The organism is Delftia sp. BGA-UO-ETr-SB1 (assembly GCF_059567865.1).
In genome coordinates, this window is sequence record NZ_JCAQOW010000005.1 from 1,462,142 (window position 1) to 1,482,995 (window position 20,854).

The 20,854-nt window shown below is 64.3% G+C and carries 26 protein-coding genes; 3 read left to right on the forward strand and 23 right to left on the reverse strand.

Going from position 1 to position 20,854, the window contains the following annotated elements; all coding sequences use genetic code 11:
* Positions 1-70: 70 nt before the first annotated feature.
* The 22 genes from rpsD to AC57B5_RS16865 all read right to left on the reverse strand — a co-directional run bounded on the left by rpsD (position 71) and on the right by AC57B5_RS16865 (position 16,314).
* On the reverse strand, positions 71-694 hold the full coding sequence (gene rpsD, locus AC57B5_RS16760; RefSeq protein WP_012202977.1) for a 30S ribosomal protein S4: 624 nt from the start codon (positions 692-694) through the stop codon (positions 71-73).
* 90 nt (positions 695-784) lie between these two features.
* The gene (rpsK, locus tag AC57B5_RS16765) at positions 785-1,189 is read right to left on the reverse strand and encodes a 30S ribosomal protein S11 (RefSeq protein WP_012202976.1); all 405 of its coding nucleotides are present in this window, start codon (positions 1,187-1,189) and stop codon (positions 785-787) included.
* 18 nt (positions 1,190-1,207) lie between these two features.
* On the reverse strand, positions 1,208-1,573 hold the full coding sequence (gene rpsM, locus AC57B5_RS16770) for a 30S ribosomal protein S13 (protein ID WP_012202975.1): 366 nt from the start codon (positions 1,571-1,573) through the stop codon (positions 1,208-1,210).
* Positions 1,574-1,595: 22 nt separating this feature from the next.
* On the reverse strand, positions 1,596-1,709 hold the full coding sequence (gene rpmJ / locus AC57B5_RS16775; protein WP_003050535.1) for a 50S ribosomal protein L36: 114 nt from the start codon (positions 1,707-1,709) through the stop codon (positions 1,596-1,598).
* A gap of 132 nt (positions 1,710-1,841) precedes the next feature.
* Positions 1,842-3,161, reverse strand: a complete 1,320-nt coding sequence (gene secY, locus AC57B5_RS16780) for a preprotein translocase subunit SecY (RefSeq protein ID WP_012202974.1) — start codon at positions 3,159-3,161, stop codon at positions 1,842-1,844.
* A gap of 24 nt (positions 3,162-3,185) precedes the next feature.
* Entirely contained in the window at positions 3,186-3,617 is a 432-nt protein-coding gene (rplO, locus tag AC57B5_RS16785; RefSeq protein ID WP_012202973.1) for a 50S ribosomal protein L15, read from the reverse strand.
* Between the two features lie 11 nt (positions 3,618-3,628).
* A complete protein-coding gene (rpmD, locus tag AC57B5_RS16790) occupies positions 3,629-3,811 on the reverse strand; it encodes a 50S ribosomal protein L30 (RefSeq protein WP_012202972.1) in 183 nt (60 codons plus the stop codon).
* A gap of 14 nt (positions 3,812-3,825) precedes the next feature.
* A complete protein-coding gene (gene rpsE / locus AC57B5_RS16795) occupies positions 3,826-4,347 on the reverse strand; it encodes a 30S ribosomal protein S5 (protein ID WP_012202971.1) in 522 nt (173 codons plus the stop codon).
* 15 nt (positions 4,348-4,362) lie between these two features.
* Positions 4,363-4,728, reverse strand: a complete 366-nt coding sequence (rplR, locus tag AC57B5_RS16800; protein ID WP_012202970.1) for a 50S ribosomal protein L18 — start codon at positions 4,726-4,728, stop codon at positions 4,363-4,365.
* A gap of 11 nt (positions 4,729-4,739) precedes the next feature.
* The gene (gene rplF, locus AC57B5_RS16805; protein ID WP_013804444.1) at positions 4,740-5,273 is read right to left on the reverse strand and encodes a 50S ribosomal protein L6; all 534 of its coding nucleotides are present in this window, start codon (positions 5,271-5,273) and stop codon (positions 4,740-4,742) included.
* Positions 5,274-5,297: 24 nt separating this feature from the next.
* Positions 5,298-5,693, reverse strand: coding sequence for a 30S ribosomal protein S8 (gene rpsH / locus AC57B5_RS16810; protein WP_012202968.1), 396 nt, complete (start codon positions 5,691-5,693; stop codon positions 5,298-5,300).
* 20 nt (positions 5,694-5,713) lie between these two features.
* A complete protein-coding gene (rpsN, locus tag AC57B5_RS16815) occupies positions 5,714-6,019 on the reverse strand; it encodes a 30S ribosomal protein S14 (RefSeq protein WP_012202967.1) in 306 nt (101 codons plus the stop codon).
* An 8-nt stretch (positions 6,020-6,027) separates the two neighbouring features.
* Positions 6,028-6,567, reverse strand: coding sequence for a 50S ribosomal protein L5 (rplE, locus tag AC57B5_RS16820; protein ID WP_012202966.1), 540 nt, complete (start codon positions 6,565-6,567; stop codon positions 6,028-6,030).
* A gap of 10 nt (positions 6,568-6,577) precedes the next feature.
* A complete protein-coding gene (gene rplX, locus AC57B5_RS16825) occupies positions 6,578-6,898 on the reverse strand; it encodes a 50S ribosomal protein L24 (RefSeq protein ID WP_012202965.1) in 321 nt (106 codons plus the stop codon).
* Positions 6,899-6,908: 10 nt separating this feature from the next.
* On the reverse strand, positions 6,909-7,277 hold the full coding sequence (rplN, locus tag AC57B5_RS16830) for a 50S ribosomal protein L14 (RefSeq protein WP_012202964.1): 369 nt from the start codon (positions 7,275-7,277) through the stop codon (positions 6,909-6,911).
* A gap of 687 nt (positions 7,278-7,964) precedes the next feature.
* Positions 7,965-9,554 (reverse strand): glycerol-3-phosphate dehydrogenase/oxidase, encoded by a 1,590-nt coding sequence (locus tag AC57B5_RS16835; protein WP_496399960.1) that lies wholly within the window; start codon positions 9,552-9,554, stop codon positions 7,965-7,967.
* 358 nt (positions 9,555-9,912) lie between these two features.
* Positions 9,913-11,646 carry an ABC transporter substrate-binding protein gene (locus AC57B5_RS16840; RefSeq protein ID WP_012202962.1) on the reverse strand — a complete coding sequence of 578 codons (1,734 nt, stop codon included), beginning with the start codon at positions 11,644-11,646 and terminating at the stop codon, positions 9,913-9,915.
* Positions 11,647-11,746: 100 nt separating this feature from the next.
* A complete protein-coding gene (locus AC57B5_RS16845) occupies positions 11,747-12,055 on the reverse strand; it encodes a DUF2160 domain-containing protein (protein ID WP_043820414.1) in 309 nt (102 codons plus the stop codon).
* A gap of 160 nt (positions 12,056-12,215) precedes the next feature.
* Positions 12,216-13,031, reverse strand: coding sequence for a carbohydrate ABC transporter permease (locus AC57B5_RS16850; RefSeq protein WP_013804448.1), 816 nt, complete (start codon positions 13,029-13,031; stop codon positions 12,216-12,218).
* A 75-nt stretch (positions 13,032-13,106) separates the two neighbouring features.
* Positions 13,107-13,997, reverse strand: a complete 891-nt coding sequence (locus AC57B5_RS16855; protein WP_496399961.1) for a carbohydrate ABC transporter permease — start codon at positions 13,995-13,997, stop codon at positions 13,107-13,109.
* A 156-nt stretch (positions 13,998-14,153) separates the two neighbouring features.
* Positions 14,154-15,233 (reverse strand): ABC transporter ATP-binding protein, encoded by a 1,080-nt coding sequence (locus AC57B5_RS16860; protein WP_496399962.1) that lies wholly within the window; start codon positions 15,231-15,233, stop codon positions 14,154-14,156.
* A gap of 1 nt (position 15,234) precedes the next feature.
* Positions 15,235-16,314: an ABC transporter ATP-binding protein gene (locus AC57B5_RS16865; RefSeq protein WP_315529972.1), complete on the reverse strand. Its 1,080-nt coding sequence runs from the start codon at positions 16,312-16,314 to the stop codon at positions 15,235-15,237.
* Between the two features lie 270 nt (positions 16,315-16,584).
* On the opposite strand from AC57B5_RS16865, the gene AC57B5_RS16870 reads away from it, so the two are divergent.
* The 3 genes from AC57B5_RS16870 to AC57B5_RS16880 all read left to right on the forward strand — a co-directional run bounded on the left by AC57B5_RS16870 (position 16,585) and on the right by AC57B5_RS16880 (position 20,093).
* Entirely contained in the window at positions 16,585-17,349 is a 765-nt protein-coding gene (locus AC57B5_RS16870) for a DeoR/GlpR family DNA-binding transcription regulator (RefSeq protein ID WP_012202956.1), read from the forward strand.
* A gap of 73 nt (positions 17,350-17,422) precedes the next feature.
* Positions 17,423-18,919, forward strand: coding sequence for a glycerol kinase GlpK (gene glpK, locus AC57B5_RS16875; RefSeq protein ID WP_012202955.1), 1,497 nt, complete (start codon positions 17,423-17,425; stop codon positions 18,917-18,919).
* Positions 18,888-20,093: an esterase-like activity of phytase family protein gene (locus tag AC57B5_RS16880; protein WP_496399963.1), complete on the forward strand. Its 1,206-nt coding sequence runs from the start codon at positions 18,888-18,890 to the stop codon at positions 20,091-20,093. The genes glpK and AC57B5_RS16880 overlap by 32 nt, the downstream gene beginning before the upstream one ends.
* Before the next feature lie 7 nt (positions 20,094-20,100).
* On the opposite strand, the gene AC57B5_RS16885 is transcribed toward AC57B5_RS16880, so the two are convergent.
* On the reverse strand, positions 20,101-20,796 hold the full coding sequence (locus tag AC57B5_RS16885) for a GntR family transcriptional regulator (protein ID WP_097205430.1): 696 nt from the start codon (positions 20,794-20,796) through the stop codon (positions 20,101-20,103).
* Positions 20,797-20,854: the final 58 nt, after the last annotated feature.

Sequence of the window (20,854 nt, forward strand, 5' to 3'; positions counted from 1 at the left end):
GCTGGTGAAGCACCCCAGCGCGATGCCTCGCGGCTGGGGGACGGTTTTACAGAAATGTCGCTGCGCGGAATTAACGCGAGTACAACTCAACGATCAGGGATTCGTTGATGTCTGCACCGAACTCGTCGCGGTCAGGCGACTTCTTGAACGTGCCTTCAGCCTTGTCGGCAGACACTTCCACCCATGCGGGGAAACCGACTTGACCAGCCAGTTGCAGGGCTTCGACGATGCGGGCCTGCTTCTTGGACTTTTCACGCACGGCGACCACGTCACCCACCTTCACCATGTAGGAAGGGATGTTGACGGATTGGCCGTTGACCGTGATGGCCTTGTGCGACACCAGCTGACGCGCTTCCGAGCGGGTCGAGCCGAAGCCCATGCGGTACACCACGTTGTCCAGACGCGACTCCAGCAGCGACAGCAGATTGGCACCGGTGTTGCCCTTCTTCTTGTCGGCGGCTTCGAAGTAGCGGCGGAATTGCTTTTCCAGCACGCCGTACATGCGCTTGACCTTCTGCTTTTCACGCAGCTGCAGGCCGAAGTCGGAAGTACGCTGACCGGAAGTGCGGCCGTGCTGGCCGGGCTTGGTGTCGAACTTGGACTTGTCGGCGATCGAGCGACGTGCGCTCTTCAGGAACAGGTCAGTGCCTTCACGGCGGGAGAGTTTGGCCTTGGGGCCGATATAGCGTGCCACTTGATTTCCTTTGTGTCATCTGCCGTGCACAAGCACGGGAGCCGCCCGCGATGTTACACATCTGGGCGGCGGTGGGCTTGGTGAAAAAGCTTAGATACGACGGCGCTTTTGAGGGCGGCAGCCGTTGTGGGGAACCGGCGTCACGTCCGCGATGGAAGTGATGCGGATGCCCAGGGCGCCCAGGGCGCGAACCGAGGATTCACGGCCAGGACCGGGACCCTTGATTTCGACGTCCAGGTTCTTGATGCCCTGTTCGATGGCAGCACGACCAGCCACTTCCGAAGCCACCTGGGCAGCGAAGGGAGTCGACTTGCGCGAACCCTTGAAGCCCTGGCCACCCGACGAGGCCCACGACAGAGCGTTGCCTTGGCGGTCGGTGATGGTGATGATCGTGTTGTTGAACGAAGCGTGCACGTGGGCAATGCCGTCCGAAATGTTCTTACGGACTTTCTTGCGAACGCGCTGTGCAGCGTTGTTTGCGGGAGACTTAGCCATAGTGATCTTTCAATCTCTTTATTTCTTCAAAGCCGCGGCACCCTTGCGCGGACCCTTGCGGGTACGTGCATTCGTGCGGGTACGTTGACCACGCATGGGCAGGCCACGACGATGACGGAAACCGCGATAGCAACCGATGTCCATCAAACGCTTGATGTTCATCGTTGTTTCGCGACGCAGATCACCTTCCAGAGTCAGGGAAGTCAGCTGATCACGGATCTTTTCCAGATCACCGTCAGTCAGTTCCTTGATTTTCTTGGAATATGCGATGCCAGCGGCTTCGCAGATCTTGCGTGCAGTGGTGCGACCGATCCCATAGATAGCGGTCAGGCCGATTTCAGCGTGCTGATGCGGCGGGATGTTAATGCCAGCGATACGTGCCATTATTCGTCCTCAAACTTTCCTATCAACCCTGGCGCTGCTTGTGGCGCTGGTCCGTGCAGATCACTCGCACCACACCTTTGCGGCGGATGATCTTGCAGTTACGGCAGATTTTTTTGACCGAAGCCGAAACTCTCATTTCATTCTCCTAAAACTCTACATCCGTTACGGCCTATCGACCGGGAAACATGCCCGCGATGGATAGATCGAGTGGGCGTCTACTAACTCTTACTGGACCCGCCGGCACCGCCGGCCAGGCCCATCACTTAGTTCAATTGCCAAGTGTCGCTTTGAAGTTCGCCTTTTTGAGGAGCGATTCGTACTGTTGCGACATCATGTAGTTCTGCACCTGGGCCATGAAGTCCATGGTCACCACCACAATAATCAGCAGTGATGTGCCACCGAAGTAGAACGGAACGTTGTACTTCAGGATCAGGAACTCGGGCAACAAGCACACGAATGTGATGTACACCGCGCCAGCCAGGGTCAGGCGAACCAGGATCTTGTCAATGTAGCGGGCCGTCTGGTCACCGGGACGGATCCCGGGGATGAAAGCACCACTCTTCTTCAGGTTGTCGGCGGTTTCCCGGCTGTTGAACACCAGGGCCGTGTAGAAGAAGCAGAAGAAGATGATGGCAGTGGCGTAGAGCATCACATAGATCGGCTGACCGGGGGTCAGCGTGCTAGCAATGTCCTTCAGCCAGCGCATGGATTCCCCTGCACTGAACCAGTTCACAACGGTCGCCGGCAGCAAGATGATCGAGGAAGCGAAGATGGGAGGAATGACCCCCGCCATGTTCAGCTTCAGTGGCAAGTGCGAAGACTGGCCACCATACACCTTGTTACCCACCTGACGACGCGCATAGTTCACCAGGATCTTGCGTTGTCCCCGCTCGACAAACACGACGAAGTACGTCACGGCTGCCACCACGAGAACGATGAAGATCGCGGCCAGGATGCTCATGGCACCGGTGCGCACCAGCTCCAGCAGACCACCGATGGAGCTCGGCAGACCTGCGGCGATACCTCCAAAGATGAGGATCGAGATGCCGTTGCCCAGACCACGTTCCGTGATCTGTTCACCGAGCCACATCAGGAACATGGTGCCGGCCGTCAGGCTGACCACCGCCGTGAGGCGGAAGCCGAAGCCAGGGCTCAGAACCAGACCTGCGGAGCTTTCCAGAGCCACGGCAATTCCCAGGGACTGAAAAATCGCCAGGCCCAATGTGCCGTAGCGGGTGTACTGGGTGATCTTGCGACGACCCGATTCACCTTCCTTTTTCAGCTGCTCGAATGTAGGGACCACGTAGGTCATGAGCTGCATGATGATCGATGCCGAGATGTACGGCATGATCCCCAGTGCGAACACCGTGAAGCGCGAGAGCGCCCCACCCGAGAACATGTTGAACAGATTGAGAATGCCGCCCTGCTGGCCATTGAACAGCTGCTGCAGCTGCGCTGGATCGATGCCCGGCACGGGGATATGAGCCCCGATCCGGTAAACGACCAGCGCGAGCAACAGAAAAACCAGACGGCGGCGAAGATCGCCGAATTTTCCGGTTTTTGCAATTTGAGCTGCGCTAGTAGCCACGGATGTCTTCTTTCAGATCATTAATCAGGCGATGCTGCCACCGGCAGCTTCGATGGCAGCCTTGGCGCCGGCGGTAGCGCCGATGCCGTTGAGCTTGACAGCCTTGCTGATTTCACCGCTCTTGATGATCTTGACCACCTTTGCGATTTCACCAACCAGACCGGCTTGCTTCAGAGCTGCCAGATCGACTTCGGCCAGGCCCAGCTGTTCCAGAGCGGACAGGGTCACTTCTGCATTGAACTTCAGCAGATGCGACTTGAAGCCACGCTTGGGCAGACGGCGCTGCAGAGGCATTTGACCGCCTTCGAAGCCCACCTTGTGGTAGCCACCCGAACGCGACTTCTGACCCTTGTGACCACGGCCGGCAGTCTTGCCCAGGCCGGAGCCGATGCCGCGACCGACACGGCGCTTGGCGTGCTTGGAGCCCTCTGCAGGCTTGATGCTATTGAGTTCCATCATCAATCCTTTCAGAGAACTTTGACCAGGTAGCTGATCTTGTTGATCATGCCGCGCACGGCAGGCGTGTCCTGCAGTTCGCTGATGCTGTTCAGCTTGCGCAGGCCCAGGCCACGGACGGTGGCGCGGTGCGATTCCTTGGTGCCAATGGGGCTGCGCACCAGTTGCACCTTCACGGTTTGTTGCGTTGTCATGTGATTGACTCCGATCAGGCGGTGAAGATGTCTTCAACCGACTTGCCGCGCTTGGCTGCCACTTCCGAAGGGGTCGTGGAGTGCTTCAGAGCGTCAAAAGTCGCGCGGACCATGTTGTAGGGATTCGACGAACCATGGCTCTTGGCCACGATGTCGGTGATGCCCAGCACTTCGAAAACGGCGCGCATCGGGCCGCCGGCGATGATGCCGGTACCCTTGGGAGCGGGGTTCAGCATCACGGATGCTGCGCCATGCTGACCCATCACGGTGTGATGGATCGTGCCGTGCTTCAAAGACACCTTGATCATGTTGCGACGGGATTCTTCCATCGCCTTTTGCACGGCTGCAGGCACTTCCTTCGACTTGCCCTTGCCCATGCCAACGCGGCCATCACCATCGCCAACCACGGTCAGTGCAGCGAAGCCGAGGATACGACCGCCCTTCACAACCTTGGTGACGCGGTTCACCGCGATCATTTTTTCGCGCAGACCGTCGTCACGACCTTCGTCTTGCACCTTGGGAGAAAACTTTGCCATTTCTATCCGCTCCGCTTAGAACTGCAGGCCGGCTTCACGAGCGGCTTCTGCCAAAGCCTTCACGCGGCCGTGGTATGCGAAACCAGCGCGATCGAAAGCCACTTTCTCCACGCCGGCAGCCTTCGCCTTCTCGGCAATGCGCTTGCCAATCAGCGTAGCGGCAGCCACGTTGCCACCCTTGCCGATGGCGCCCAGTTGGGTGCGCACTTCGGCTTCGGCGGTGGAGGCCGAAGCCAGCACCTTGGTGCCGTCTTCCGACACCACGCTTGCGTAGATGTGGAGGTTCGTACGGTTCACGCTCAGACGTGCCACGCCTTGCTGTGCAATGCGGATGCGGGTCTGGCGGGCACGACGGAGACGCTGCTCTTTCTTGGTCAACATAATGCAGCTCCTTACTTCTTCTTGGTCTCTTTGATCACGACCTTCTCATCCGAGTAACGGATGCCCTTGCCCTTGTAGGGCTCGGGAGGACGAACGGCACGGATCTCAGCAGCCATTTGGCCAACGGCCTGGCGGTCAGCACCCTTGACCAAGATTTCGGTCGGTGTGGGGGTGGTGACAGTGATGCCGGCCGGCATTTCGAAGTTCACCGGGTGCGAAAAGCCGATCGCCAGGTTCAGCTTAGAGCCCGAGGCCGAAGCCTTGAAACCCACGCCAACCAGCGACAGCTTCTTCTCGAAGCCCTTGCTCACGCCCACCACCATGTTGTTCACCAGCTGACGCATGGTGCCGCTCATGGCGTTGGCTTCGCGCGAGTCATTGACGGGCTCGAAAGACAGCTTGCCTTCGTTGTTGGAGATCTTCACCAGAACGTTCTGGGCTTGCGACAGCGTGCCGCCGGTGCCCTTCACATTGATCTGGTCGTCTTTGATGGACACATCCACGCCTGCGGGGATGGCCACGGGAGTCTTTGCTACGCGAGACATTTCAGTATTTCTCCTTAATGTCCGTTAGGCCACGTAGCACAGCACTTCGCCGCCCACGCCAGTGGCGCGTGCCTTGCGATCCGTCATCACGCCCTTGGGAGTGGTGACGATGGCAACGCCCATACCGTTCATGACCTGGGGGATTGCGTCACGGCCCTTGTACACGCGCAGGCCGGGACGGCTCACGCGCTCGATGCGCTCGATCACCGGACGGCCGGCGTAGTACTTCAGGGTAATTTCGAGTTCGGACTTGCCAGCGTCGGTCTTCACTTGGAAGCCGTCGATGTAGCCTTCATCCTTCAGCACCTGGGCGATGGCAACCTTGACCTTGGAGGAAGGAGCCGTCACGGTGGTCTTGGAGACCATTTGTGCATTGCGGATGCGGGTCAGCAAGTCAGCGATGGGATCACTCATGCTCATGTTTAATCTCTCCTGCTTGCTTACCAGCTGGCCTTGGTGACACCGGGGATGTCGCCAGCGAAGGCCAGTTCACGGATCTTGGCGCGGCCCAGACCGAATTGACGGAAGGTGCCACGGGGACGACCCGTGATCTCGCAGCGGTTGCGCTGGCGAGTGGGGTTCGCGTTACGGGGCAGCTTCTGCAGGCCCAGGCGAGCGGCGTCGCGCTCTTCGTCGCTGCGCTTTGCGTCAGCGGCGATTGCCTTCAGTTCTGCGTATTTGGCAGCGTACTTGGCTGCCAGCTTTTCGCGCTTGAGTTCGCGCTGGATCAATGCAACTTTAGCCATGCGCCACCTCAGTTCTTGAAGGGGAAACGGAAAGCGGCGAGCAGTGCCTTGCACTCATCGTCGGTCCGAGCTGTCGTCGTGATGCTGATGTTCAGACCACGCAGAGCGTCCACCTTGTCGTACTCGATTTCGGGGAAGATGATCTGTTCCTTGACGCCGACGTTGTAGTTGCCGCGACCGTCGAAAGAACGGCCGGAGATACCACGGAAGTCACGCACGCGGGGCAGAGCCACGGTGACGAAACGGTCCAGGAATTCATACATCTGAACGCCACGCAGGGTCACCATGCAGCCAATGGCCTGGCCTTCACGGATCTTGAAGCCGGCGATAGCCTTCTTGGCCTTGGTCACCACGGGCTTCTGACCAGCAATCTTGGTCAGGTCAGCCACGGCGTTGTCCATCACCTTCTTGTCGGCCACGGCTTCGCTCACACCCATGTTCAGGGTGATCTTGGTCAGACGGGGCACTTCCATGGAGGAGGTGTAGCCGAACTTTTCCTTGAGTTCAGCCGCGATCTTTTCGCGATACAGTTTTTGCAGTCGTGCCATGTGTTACCCCTTAGGCCGCCTTGATTTCGGCGCCGCTGGACTTGAACACGCGAACGCGTGTGCCGTCGGCCTGCACCTTGATGCCCACGCGATCAGCCTTGCCGGTCGCTGCATTGAAGATGGCCACGTTGGATTGGTGGATAGGCATGGCCTTTTCCACGATACCGCCGGTGGTGCCCTTCATGGGGTTCGGCTTGACGTGCTTCTTCACCATGTTGATGCCATCGATCAACAGGTGGGAGTCGTCCTTGCGAGCCGAGACCACGCCTTGCTTGCCCTTGTCACGGCCGGTCAGCACGATGATTTGGTCGCCCTTGCGAATCTTGTTCATGGTGCTTCCTTTAGAGAACTTCAGGTGCCAGGGACACGATCTTCATGAACTTTTCGTTGCGCAGTTCACGAGTCACGGGGCCAAAGATGCGGGTGCCGATAGGCTCCAGCTTGGCGTTCAGCAGAACGGCGGCGTTGCCGTCGAACTTGACGAGCGAGCCATCAGCACGGCGAATACCCTTCGCCGTACGCACCACGACCGCGCTGTAGACCTCGCCTTTTTTGACGCGTCCACGCGGTGCAGCTTCCTTGATGGTCACCTTGATGATGTCACCAACACTCGCATAGCGACGATGAGAACCGCCCAGCACTTTGATGCACTGAACAGACTTCGCGCCGGTGTTGTCGGCAACCTCTAACCGAGATTCTGTTTGGATCATTTCAATATTCCCAACTTGCTCCAGCAAACACTCGACAGCCCCAGAGTCTTCTCAAGGGCCGCGAGCAGCCAGTCAGTCTTGGGCCCGTCGTCCACGCCGAAAACCATTTCTCGGCGCTTCCACTGGGCAGATAACTTCACGATTTTCACGTGAAGCATGGGATTGTCCCAGAAATTCCTTTGCGCGTCAAACCCTTAGCTGCCTTTTCCACCCCTGGCCGGCAGCGTTGCGCAACCCCCACAAGAGCGCTATCAACCCAGGAGCAAGCTGGGCCTGCCGATGGCCGCACACCATCGGAAACGCCCATAAAAAAGCCGAGCCTGGCGGGCTCGGCAAAGGGTGGCAGACTCAACGCAATCGTCTGCTGCGGACTGGCCGCGCGTGCTACGGCGGCGCAGACATCGCAGCGGCTTGGGGCCACCGCGTTGGGCTCGGGCACGGCCCTTGCCCTGCGGAAAACGGACTTTCAAGCGCTTTCTTCATCATTCCCCCTCCCTCGTCAGCCTTGTGCTGGCTGCTGTTCGCTGGCACCGTTACGAGATGCCATGGGTAGCATTCTGATTCAGAAAAACAATCAAAGATAGATATCAATCAATTTTGACAATCTTTCCTTGGCTTGCATTTGCCTCCAAAAGCAAAACGCCCTGCAGTGCAGGGCGTTTTGCTTGAGAGGGACTTCAGCCGCAATCAGGCCGGCAGGTACTGGGCCGCCAGCGGCATGAAGTCCGCCAGGCCGGCGTCCTGCCCCAGCTCCTCCTGGAGGATGGCTGCCACGCGCGGCGCCACCTCGGCGGCCTTGCGCGCATCGAGGAACAGCAAGCGGCTGCGGCGCGCCAGCACGTCTTCCACGGTGCGCGCGTATTCGAAGCGCGCGGCAAAGCGCACCATGGCTTCGTTCAGGCCGTCTGCCAGCCATTCGTCGTTGCCCGGCAACGCCTCCACCGCCGAGGCTTCCGTGCCATAGGAATGCAGGCCCTGGACCTGGTTCATGCGGTGGTGCACGGCGGATTCGGCCGGGGCGCCGGCCAGCGGCAGGCGGGCCGTGACGCCGCCGGGCCGGTGCGGCAGGCGGCCGATGGCAAAGCACTCGGAGAGCACGTCTTCGGCCATGGCGCGGTAGGTGGTCCATTTGCCGCCCGTGACGGTGACCAGGCCGGTGCGGCTGGACATGACCGTGTGCTCGCGGCTGATCTTCTTGGTGTTCTCGCCGTCGTCGTCCTGGGGCTTGACCAGCGGGCGCAGGCCGACCCACATGCTGCGCACGTCGGCCAGCGTGGGCTGGCGCGTGAGGTAGCGTCCGGCCTCGGTGAGGATGAAGTCCAGCTCCTCGGGGAACGGCAGGGGCTCGCGTGCCAAGTCGTTGCGCGGGGTGTCGGTGGTGCCCAGGATGACCTTGCCCAGCCAGGGCACGGCAAAGAGCACGCGGCCATCGGCCGTCTTGGGCACGAGCAGGGCGTGATCGCTGGGCAGGAAGTCGCGGTCCACCACCACGTGCACGCCCTGGCTGGGCGCGACCATGGGCTTGACGGGACGGCCCTGGGCCTCGGCATCCTGCTGGCGGAACAGGTCCACCCAGGGGCCGGTGGCGTTGACCACGCACTTGGCGCGCAGCGTGAAGCGCCGGCCCGATTCCGAGTCTTCGCAGACCAGGCCGGCGACCTTGCCGCCTTCATGCAGCAGTTCAAGCGCGGGGCAGTAGTTGACCAGCAGCGCGCCCTTGGCGGCGGCCGTGCGTGCCAGCGCCAGCGCCAGGCGGGCATCGTCGAACTGGCCGTCCCAGTATTTGACGCCGCCCTTGAGGCCTTGCTGGCGCACGGTGGGCAAACACTTGACGGTGCTGGAGCGCGAGAGGAATTCGGTGGCGCCCAGGCCTGCCTTGCCGGCCAGCGCGTCATACATCTTGAGGCCGATGCCGTAGAACGGCGTGTCCAGCAGCTTGTAGGACGGCATGACAAAGGCCAGCGGCTGCGCCAGGTGGGGTGCGTTGTGCAGCAGCGTGGTGCGCTCATGCAGCGCTTCGCGCACCAGGGCGATGTTGCCCTGGGCCAGGTAACGCACGCCACCATGGACCAGCTTGGTTGCGCGCGATGACGTGCCCTTGGCGAAGTCATGCGACTCCACCAGCACGACCTTGAACCCGCGCGCCGCCGCGTCCAGGGCCACGCCCAGGCCGGTGGCACCGCCGCCGATGATGGCCAGATCGTAGGTTTCAGGCTGGGCCAGGCGTTCCAGCAGGGCGGCGCGGCCGGTGGGCAGAGGGGAAGCAGCGAGGGACATGGATCTTCGACGAAGGAATGTGGGGCAAGTTAACAGGGCGCCATGTAGCCGCCATGTCAGCACCCGGGACGCCACGCCTGCGCCCAATGCGAAGGGGACGGAATCGGGTTTTCCGCTATTTTCGCTCGTTTTTGTATTTTTTTCTTCGCTATCTTTCGTTTCGTGTTTTTGGCGACCCAGGAAGCCCCAACGATGGACTGCGATGCCAGCACAGCGCATGCCGTCCAAAACCGGCGCGACCCAACTCAGGGACGCCAAGCAAGGGCCGCCCCGCAGCGAGGGCGTCGTCCCCCTCCCCCGCGAAGCGGGTAGAGAGGCGCCGTGCCACGGGGGAAGCCGCGCAGCGGCTCAGGGGGTGTCACCTCACCTTGCCGTTTTTCCAGGCATTGAGCAGCGTGTCATACGCAATCGTCTCGCCCTTGGGCTTTTCATTGGCCAGCTTCTTCCACGGCGCCTGCTTGTCGCTGAGCCACTTGGCCGGGTCGCCCTTGGGGTTGAGCTTGGGCGCGCAGTGCGCCATGCCGGCACGCTGCAGGCGGGACATGACCTGGTCCATTTCCTCTGCCAGGTTGTCCATGGCGCCCTGGGGCGTCTTCTCGCCGGTGACGGCCTGGGCCACGTTCTTCCACCACAGCTGGGCCAGCTTGGGGTAGTCGGGCACGTTGTTGCCGGTGGGCGTCCAGGCCACGCGGGCGGGGCTGCGGTAGAACTCGACCAGGCCGCCGAGCTTGGGCGCCATGTCGGTCATGGCCTTGGAGCGGATGTCGCTCTCGCGGATGGGCGTCAGGCCGACGATGGTCTTCTTGAGGCTGGTGGTCTTGGCGGTGACGAACTGCGCGTAGAGCCAGGCGGCGGCCGTTCGGTTGGCGTCATGGTCCTTGAAGAAGGTCCAGCTGCCCACGTCCTGGTAGCCGTTTTGCATGCCGTCCTTCCAGTACGGGCCGTTGGGGCCGGGCGCCATGCGCCATTTAGGCGTGCCGTCGGCATTGACCACGGGCAGGCCGGGCTTGGTCATGTCGGCCGTGAAGGCGGTGTACCAGAAGATCTGCTGCGCGATATGGCCCTGGGCCGGCACGGGGCCGGACTCGCCGAAGGTCATGCCCATGGCTTCCTTGGGCGCGTATTTCTTCATCCAGTCCACGTACTTGGTGAGCGCGAACACGGCGGCCGGCGAGTTGGTGGCGCCCCCGCGCGAGACCGAGGCGCCCACGGGCGTGCACTTGTCGTCGGCCACGCGGATGCCCCATTCATCGACGGGCATGCCGTTGGGAATGCCCTTGTCGGCCGCGCCGGCCATGGACAGCCAGGCATCGGTGAAGCGCCAGCCCAGCGACGGGTCCTTCTTGCCGTAGTCCATGTGGCCGTAGATGGGCTTGCCGTCGATCTGCTTGACGTCGTTGGTGAAGAACTCGGCGATGTCCTCGTAGGCGCTCCAGTTCAGCGGCACGCCCAGCTCGTAGCCGTACTTGGCCTTGAACTTGTCCTTGAGGTCCTTGCGCTCGAAGAGGTCGGCGCGGAACCAGTAGAGGTTGGCGAACTGCTGGTCGGGCAGCTGGTAGAGCTTGCCGTCGGGCGCGGTGGTGAAGCTGGTGCCGATGAAGTCCTTGATGTCCAGGCCCGGATTGGTGAAGTCCTTGCCGGCGCCGGCCATGTAGTCGGTCAGGCTCATGATGCGGCCGTAGCGGTAGTGCGTGCCGATCAGGTCGGAGTCGGAGATCCAGCCGTCATAGATGGACTTGCCCGACTGCATCGAGGTCTGCAGCTTCTCGACCACGTCGCCTTCCTGGATCAGGTCGTGCTTGACGGTGATGCCCGTGATCTCGGTGAAGGCCTTGGCCAGCGTCTTGCTCTCGTACTCGTGCGTGGTGATGGTCTCGGACACCACGGCGATCTCCTTGACGCCCTTGGCCTGCAGCTTCTTGGCCGCCTCGATGAACCACTTCATCTCGGCCATCTGCTGGTCCTTGGACAGCGTGCTGGGCTGGAACTCCGCGTCGATCCACTTCTTGGCTTCCGCCTCTCCGGCCCAGGACGCCTGCCCCGCCGCCAGCAGGGCCGCCGCGAGGGCGATGGTATGAAGTCGTTGTTTCATCTGCCGTCTCCTAGATTCTTGCTGTCTCCCCGACATGCACATGCACCAGCGGGCCCCGGGGGAGCTTCGGACCCGGCTGTCGATAAATGGAATGAAGTGATCAGCCTTTGCGCATGACCACGGCCAGCACGAGCATGGACAGCACCAGGCTGATCCACACCGAAGGCTCCGCCTCCAGCGAGAACCACTGCACCATCCTCTCGCCCAGGCCCACCCAGGCCAGATTGACATAGGCCGCCAGCAGCAGCCCGATGAACAGCCGGTCCCCGCGCGTCGTCGCCATCGGCAGCCAGCCCTTGCGCATCACGGTCGGGCTGCGCAACTCCCACAGCGTCATGCCCACCAGCATCAGCACGATGCAACTGAAGAACACCGCCACCGGCAGCGTCCAGGCCATCCAGGAAAACATTGACGAGTCCTTTCAGAAACAAAAACCACTGCCCGTCGAAACTGGCGCGGCCCCAAGCGAGGGACAGCGAGCAAGGGCCGCCCCGCCGCGAGGCTGTCGTCCCCCTCCCCCGCGAAGCGGGTAGAGAGGGGGAAGGCGCGCAAGCGCCTCAGGGGGTGCCTCACACTCTCCCCATGGCGAACCCCTTGGCGATGTAATGCCGTACAAACCAGATCACGATGGCGCCCGGCACGATGGTCAGCACGCCCGCCGCCGCCAGCGTCGCCCAGTCCATGCCCGAGGCCGAAACGGTGCGCGTCATGGTCGCCACGATGGGCTTGGCGTTCACGCTGGTCAGCGTGCGCGCCAGCAACAGCTCCACCCAGCTGAACATGAAGCAGAAGAAGGCCGCCACGCCCACGCCGGCCTTGATCAGCGGCAGGAAGATGGTGAGGAAAAAGCGCGGGAAGGAGTAGCCGTCGATATAGGCCGTCTCGTCGATCTCGCGCGGGATGCCGCTCATGAAGCCCTCCAGGATCCAGACGGCCAGCGGCACGTTGAACAGCAGGTGGGCCAGGGCCACGGCGATGTGCGTGTCCATCAGGCCCACCGTGGTGTAGAGCTGGAAGAAGGGCAGCAGGAAGACGGCCGGCGGCGTCATGCGGTTGGTCAGCAGCCAGAAGAACACATGCTTGTCGCCCAGGAACTGGTAGCGCGAGAACGCATAGGCCGCCGGCAGCGCCACCGTGAGCGAGATCACGGTGTTGATGGCCACGTAGATCAGGCTGTTGATGTAGCCCGAGTACCAGGAGGCGTCGGTGAAGATGGTTTGGTAGTTGGCCCAGGTGAAATGCTGGGGCCACAGCGAGAAGCTCGACAGGATCTCCTCGTTGGTCTTGAAGCTCATGTTGACCATCCAGTAGATGGGCAGCACGGCGAACAGCAGGTAGGCGACGAGGAACAGCGTGCGCTTGTGGAAACGGCGGTCTTCAGTCATGTCCGGCCTCCCGCAGGGCCGCCCCAAGGGAGGCCGAGCCCCCTCGGGGGGCAGTGAACGAAGGGAGCGTGGGGGTCATTCTTTTGCCCCTTCCTTGTCTGCCGTGCCCACGCGCTGCATCCAGTTGTAGAGGATGAAGCACAGCAGCAGGATGATGAGGAAATAGATCAGCGAGAAGGCAGCCGCCGGCCCCAGGTCGAACTGGCCCACGGCCTTTTGCGTGAGGTACTGCGACAGGAAGGTGGTCGCATTGCCAGGGCCTCCGCCCGTGAGCACGAAGGGCTCGGTGTAGATCATGAAGCTGTCCATGAAGCGCAGCAGCACGGCGATCATCAGCACGCCGCGCATCTTGGGCAGCTGGATGTAGCGGAACACCGCGAACTTGCTGGCGCCGTCGATGCGCGCGGCCTGGTAGTAGGCGTCGGGAATGGAGCGCAGGCCCGCGTAGCACAGCAGGGCCACCAGCGGCGTCCAGTGCCAGACATCCATGACCAGCACGGTGAGCCAGGCATGGGTGGCATTGCCCGTGTAGTTGTAGTCCACGCCCAGCGCGTTGAGCGCCGCGCCCAGCAGTCCGATATCGGCGCGGCCGTAGATCTGCCAGATGGTGCCGACCACGTTCCACGGAATCAGCAGCGACAGCGAGACCACGACCAGCACGGCCGAGGCCTTCCAGCCCTGGGCCGGCATGGACAGGGCCAGCGCGATGCCCAGCGGAATCTCCACCAGCAGCACGGCCAGCGAAAAGCCGATCTGGCGCAGCAGGGCCGAGTGCAGTTCCTCGTCGCGCATGACCTGGGCAAACCACTCCGTGCCCACGAACACGCGCCGGTCCGGACTGATGATGTCCTGCACCGAGTAATTCACCACCGTCATCAGCGGAATGATGGCCGAGAAGGCCACGCAGATGATGACCGGCAGGATCAGCAGCCAGGCCTTCTGGTTGACGGGCTTGATTGAACTCATCTCAGGCCCCCCTCACGCTAATGCACAAACCGCGGCCTACGAGACTGGACCTACCCAGCTCAGGGACACCGAGCAAGGGCCGCCCCGCCGCAAGGGTGTCGTCCCCCTCCCGCGTCGCGAGAGAGGGGGAAGCGGCGCAGCCGCTCAGGGGGAGCCTCATACCAACTCCTCGTTGACGTAGTAGCAGGTGTGGGGGCCCTGCAGCTGTACCCATACCGTTTCACCCACGGCGGGCAGGAAGGCATCGGCACCGCAGCGCAGCTTGAGCAGCCGCTCGCCCAGGCGCGCCACCAGCAACTGGTGCGTGCCCACGTCCTGCACGCGCTCCACCGTGCAGGCCACGGCGCCGGGCGCGTCGGCCGAGGCCAGTGCCAGGTACTCAGGGCGTATGCCCAGGCTCAGCGGCAGGCTGGGCGCCACGCCGGCCAGCGCTTCGGGCAGGGGCAGGTACTGGCCCTCGGCCAGCAGCCGGCCGCCGTCCTGCTGCAGCGGCACGAAGTTCATGCCCGGCGAGCCAATGAAGTGGCCGACGAAGGCGTGGCTGGGCCGCTCGAAAAGCTGGGCGGGCGTGCCCACCTGCACGGCGCGCCCGCGCGTCATGACCACAACGTGCTCGGCAAAGGTCAGGGCCTCCACCTGGTCGTGCGTCACATAGATCAGCATGAGCCGCAGTTCATGGTGGATCTGCTTGAGCTTGCGGCGCAGCTGCCACTTGAGCTGGGGGTCGATCACCGTGAGCGGCTCGTCGAACAGCACGGCCGACACATCGGGCCGCACCAGGCCCCGGCCCAGCGAGATCTTCTGCTTGGCATCGGCCGACAGGCCGGCCGCGCGCTGGTCGAGCTGGCCGCTCATCTCCAGCATCTCGGCGATCTGGCCAACCCGCGCGCGGATGCGCTCCTCGGGCATGCGGCGGTTCCTCAGCGGAAAGGCCAGGTTCTCGGCCACGGTCATGGTGTCGTAGATCACCGGGAACTGGAACACCTGGGCGATGTTGCGTTCCTGGGGCGTGGCGCGCGTCATGTCGCGGCCGTCGAACAGCACCTTGCCCTGCGAGGGCACCAGCAGGCCCGACATGATGTTGAGCATGGTGGTCTTGCCGCAGCCCGAGGGGCCGAGCAGCGCATAGGCGCCGCCGTCCTCGAAGACCATGCTCAGCGGCAGCAGCGCGTAGTCGCTATCCTGCTGCGGGTTCGGCTTGTAGGAGTGGGCCAGATCAAGTTCTATGCGGGCCATCTCATCGTCCTCCGGGCCGCGCCGGCGCCAGCAGCAGCGCGCCGTCCGTGCCGAACACGTAGGCATGGGCCGGATCCAGGTGCAGCGTGACCGCGCTGCCCAGGTCCAGGTGGTGCACGCCCGTGACCTGGGCCACCAGCTCGCCCCAGGGCGTGGTGGCATGCACGAAGGTGTCGGAGCCCGAAATCTCGGCCAGTTCCACCACGCCCTGCAATGCCAGATCGCCGGGCCGGGACTGCAGGCGCAGGGCGCTGGCGCGCAGGCCCAGGGTCAGTGGGCCGGACACGGCCAGGTCCGCAGGCAGCGCCACGGGCAGCCGCGCGCCGCCCGGCAGTTGCAGCCCGCCCTCCACGGCACTGGCCGCGATCAGGTTCATGGGCGGATCGCTGAAGGCGCGCGCCACGCGCAGCGAATTCGGCTGATGGAAGACCTCGGCCGTGGGGCCGTACTGCAGCAGTTCGCCCTCATGCAGCACCGCCGTGTAGCCACCCAGCAGCAGGGCCTCGCCGGGCTCGGTGGTGGCATAGACCACGGTGGAGTCGCCTGTGGCGAACAGCTGGGTCAGTTCCTCGCGCAGTTCCTCGCGCAGCTTGTAGTCGAGGTTGACCAGGGGCTCGTCCAGCAGCATCAGCGGAGCGCCCTTGGCCAGGGCGCGCGCCAGCGCCACACGCTGCTGCTGGCCGCCCGACAGCTCGGCCGGGTAGCGGTCCAGGAACATCTCGATGTGCAGCCGCTCGGCCAGGGCGCGCACGCGCTGCGCCACGTCGCGGTCGCCGCGCAGCTTGAGCGGCGAGGCGATGTTGTCCGCCACCGTGAGCGAGGGATAGTTGATGAACTGCTGGTAGACCATGGCCACGTTGCGCTCGCGCACGGGCATGCCGGTCACATCGACGCCATCGGCGCGCACACGGCCTTCGGTGGGCACGTCCAGGCCGGCCATGATGCGCATCAGGCTGGTCTTGCCGGCCTGCGTGGCACCCAGCAGCACGGTCACCGCGCCGCTTTCCAGTTCAAGGTGCATGGGGTGCAGCCAGGTCTGGCCGCCCACGCGTTTGCTGATTCTCTCCAACACCAGTTCCACGACCGCCCTCACTGACGAGGCCGCCTCGGGGGCAGCGATTGAACAAGGAGAAACATCTCGCTCAAGGCGGCGATTGCGCGCCATCCGAAAGCAAGAACGTGATCATTTTTGTTCTTTCCAGATCGCAGCCCATCAACACATACCCTAGGTGCTGTTCTTTTTTCTTCGTTTTAAAGTTCCCCAACCCACGGCCGGCCAGGGGCAAATGCGCTATAAACCGGTCGCCCCGCCTTGTTTGCCTGAGAACGCACCAGATCTGGAATCGCCGCCGTGAACACCAATCCCCGACAACTACAGCTGCTCGACGAAGTGCGCAGCCGCCAGTCCACTTCGGTGGAGCAGCTGGCCGAGATCCTGGGCGTGACCCTGCAGACCGTGCGCCGCGACATACAGAAGCTGGCCGATGCCGGCCTGATGGTGCGCTTTCACGGCGGCGTGCGCGTGCCCAGCGCCACGGTGGAGAACCTGGGCCACACCCAGCGCCAGGTGCTGCATGCCGAAGGCAAGTCGCGCATTGCGCGCGCCGTGGCCGAGGCCATTCCCAACGGCTGCTCGCTGATCCTGAACATCGGCACCACCACCGAGGCCGTGGCCCAGGCCCTGCTCAAGCACCGGGGCCTGCGCGTGATCACCAACAACCTCAACGTGGCGGCCATCCTCAGCTCCAACGCCGACTGCGAAGTCATCGTGGCCGGCGGCGTGGTGCGCACGCGCGACCGGGGCATCGTGGGCGAGGCGGCCGTGGACTTCATCCGCCAGTTCAAGGTGGACATCGCCCTGATCGGCATCTCGGCCATCGAGCCCGATGGCAGCCTGCGCGACTTCGATATGCGCGAGGTCAAGGTGGCCCAGACCATCATTGCCCAGTCGCGCGAGGTCTGGCTGGCCGCCGACCACAGCAAGTTCCACCGCCAGGCCATGGTGGAGCTGGCACGCCTGGACCAGATCGACCGCCTGTTCACCGATACCGCGCCCCCCGCTCCGTTCGATGCCCTTCTGCGCGAAGCCGAAGTGCAATGCGTGGTGGCGCAATAAGTTTTCCGCAGCCGCTGCGCCACCGCCCGCACAGGACACGCGCACCGGCCCTGCTTTTCCTGGATACCGCACCATGACCTATCTGCTTGCCCTGGACCAGGGCACCTCCAGTTCGCGCAGCATCGTCTTCGACACCCAGGGCCGCATCGTGGCCTCGGCCCAGCTGGAGCTGCCGCAGATCTATCCCCGGCCCGGCTGGGTCGAGCACGATCCGCGCGAGATCTGGCGCACCCAGCTGGCCACGGCGCGCGAGGCCCTGGCCAAGGCCGGGCTGGCGGCGGCCGACATCCGCGCCCTGGGCATCACCAACCAGCGCGAGACCACCGTGGTCTGGAACCGCGCCACGGGCCAGCCCATACACCACGCCATCGTCTGGCAGGACCGCCGCGCCGAGCCGCTGTGCGCCCAACTGCGCGAGGCCGGCCATGCCGACACCATCCAGCGCAAGACGGGCCTGCTGATCGACGCCTATTTCTCGGGCACCAAGCTGCGCTGGATCCTGGACAACGTCAACGGCGCGCGCGCCGCCGCCGAGCGCGGCGAACTGGCCTTCGGCACCGTGGACAGCTGGCTGATCTGGCAGCTCACGGGCGGACGCCGCCATGTGACCGATGTCTCCAACGCCAGCCGCACCATGCTGTTCAACGTCCACACCAACCAGTGGGACGACGATCTGCTGGCGCTGCTGGAGATTCCGCGCGCGCTGATGCCCGAGGTGCTGCCTTCCGCCGCCGATTTCGGCCGCACGGCAGCCGAGGTGCTGGGCGGCGAGATCGCCATCGGCGGCGTGGCCGGCGACCAGCAAAGCGCCCTCTTCGGCCAGGCCTGCTTTTCGGCCGGCATGGCCAAGAACACCTATGGCACGGGCTGCTTCATGCTCATGCACACGGGCGGCGTGTTCCAGACCTCCGCCAACGGCCTGCTGACCACCGCTGCGGCACAGCCCACCGCTGCGCCGGCCTATGCGCTGGAAGGCAGCGTCTTCGTGGGAGGCGCCGTGGTCCAGTGGCTGCGCGACGGGCTGCGTGCCATCGAGCACAGCGGCCAGGTACAGCAACTGGCCGAGAGCGTGCCCGACTCGGGCGGCGTGATGATGGTGCCGGCCTTCACGGGCCTGGGCGCCCCCTACTGGAAGCCCGATGCGCGCGGCACCATCACGGGCCTGACGCGCGGCACCACCATCGCCCACATCGCGCGGGCCGCGCTTGAATCCATTGCCTTCCAGAGCGCCGCCCTGCTGCTGGCCATGAGCCGCGACGCGGTGGCCAGCGGCGGCGCGCCGGTCAGCGAACTGCGCGTGGACGGCGGCGCCTGCGTCAACAACCTGCTCATGCAGTTCCAGGCCGACCTGCTGGGCATTCCCGTCGTGCGCCCGGCCTGCGTGGAGACCACGGCCCTGGGCGCCGCCTACCTGGCGGGGCTGTCCTCGGGCGTGTACCAGAGCACCGAGGAACTGTCGGCGCTGTGGAAGGCCGAGCGCCGCTTCGTGCCCACGCTGGACAAGCACCGCGCCGACGAGCTGATGGCGCGCTGGGAGCATGCGGTGGCCCAGACCGCGCTGGCGGCCTGACAACGGGCTCACGGTCTTGTTCAAGGCGGCCAGCCTGGTGCTTTCCGGCCTGCTGCTGGCCGGCTGCGCCGCGCCGCCCCAGGCCCTGCCGGCCCCGCAGTCCACGGCATGCGCGCGCCTGCAATGGCTGGGCAGCACCACGATTGCGCGCGATGAGCCCATCCATGGCGCCACCACCGGCGGCATCTCGGGCCTGGACTACGACGCGCGGCGCGGCGACTACGTGGCCATCAGCGATGACCGCTCGGCGCGCGGCCCCGCGCGCTGGATGCGCCTGCGCATAGAGCAGCTGGACGCGGGCCAGCGCGCCGGCCCCAACCCCTGGCAGGCGCAGGTCACCGAAGTGCATCCGCTACTGGATGCCGAGGGCCGCTGGCTGCGCCCGCGCCATGCCGCGCCCGCCACCCAGCCCGTGCCCGACCCCGAAGCCATCCGCCTGCTGCCGGACGGCGGCATGCTGTGGACCGATGAAGGCGACCCGGGCCGGGGCTTTGGCACCTCGCTGGTGAGGACCGACGCCACGGGCCGCCAGATTGCGCGGTGGTTCTACGCATTCAAGGACGAGGACGGCAGGCCGGGCCTGCGCTCGAACTTCGGCTTCGAGGGGCTGGCCGTCACGCCGGACGGCCAACAGGCCTGGCTGGCCCTGGAGGCGCCGCTGCGCCAGGACGGCCCGCGCGCCAGCGCCGGCTCGGCGGGCGCGCCCGTGCGCATCAGCCTGGTCAGCCTGGACGATGGCCGGCTGCTGCGCCAGATCGCCTACCAGCCCGATGCCGTGCCGGCCGCCAGCTGGGCCCTGCCCCAGCGCGAGGTCAACGGCATCAGCGAGCTCCTGCCGGACGGCCCCGGCCACCTGCTGGTGCTGGAGCGCTCCTACAGCCCGGGCCACGGTTTTGGCGCGCGGCTATACCGCATCAGCCTGAAGGCACCTGACACGCTGGCCCTGGCCAGCTTCGCGCAAACGCCGCCACAGGTGGCGGTCAAGCAACTGGTGGCCGATCTGTCCACCGTGCAGCCCGGCCGGCTGGACAACATGGAAGCCATGTCCTGGGGCCCGCCGCTGCCCGACGGCACCCGCGTGCTGGTGTTCGCCAGCGACGACAACTTCAACCCGGCGCAGGCCAACCAGATCCTGATCACCGCCTACCGGCCCTCGCCGCCCTGCGCACCCTGAAGGCGCTTCAGGGCGTGGCCTGCACCTGCTCCTTCGGCAGGTAGATGCGCGTCAGCCCGCGCGCAATGGCCTCCACGATCTGCTCGCGCCGCAGGCCGATGTGCTCGGCCATCAGGCGTTCGCTGGCCTGGGCGTCGCGCGCACGCAGGGCCTGCAGGATTTCCAGGTGCTCGTGCTGGGTGGAGGCGCGCCCCACGCTCTCCATGTCGATCCAGCGGATGAAGCGGATGCGCTCGTTCAGGCTCGCCAGCATGCGCCGCAGCTCGGCGTTGCCGGCCATGTCGGCAATGCGCAGATGGAATCCCTCGTCCAGGTCCACCAGCTGCCGGATCGGCGTGTCGGAGGCCACGCGCTGGCTCTGCTCCAGGTAGGCCAGGGCCTCGTCGAGCTGGGCATCGGTGGCGCGCTCCACGGCCAGCCGCACGCATTCGCGCTCCACGGCCACGCGGGCCTCGTACAGGTCCAGCGACTCCTTCACGTCCAGTTCGCGCCGCATGTAGCCGCGGCTGGCCGGCAGCAAAAAGCCATCGGCCACCAGCCGCGTCAGCGCCTCGCGCACGGGCGTGCGGCTCACGCCCAGGCGCAGCGCCAGTTCGCTCTCGCTCAGGCGCTCGCCTGGCTTGAACTCGTAGGAGATGGCCATGTCACGCAGCGTGCTGTAGACGCTGGAGCCCCGTTCATGGCGGATGTTGGAGATTTTCATGGCGCCATTGTGCCCTTTGGCGCTGCGCATTCTTTTAAGTATACTGAAATGGATTCTT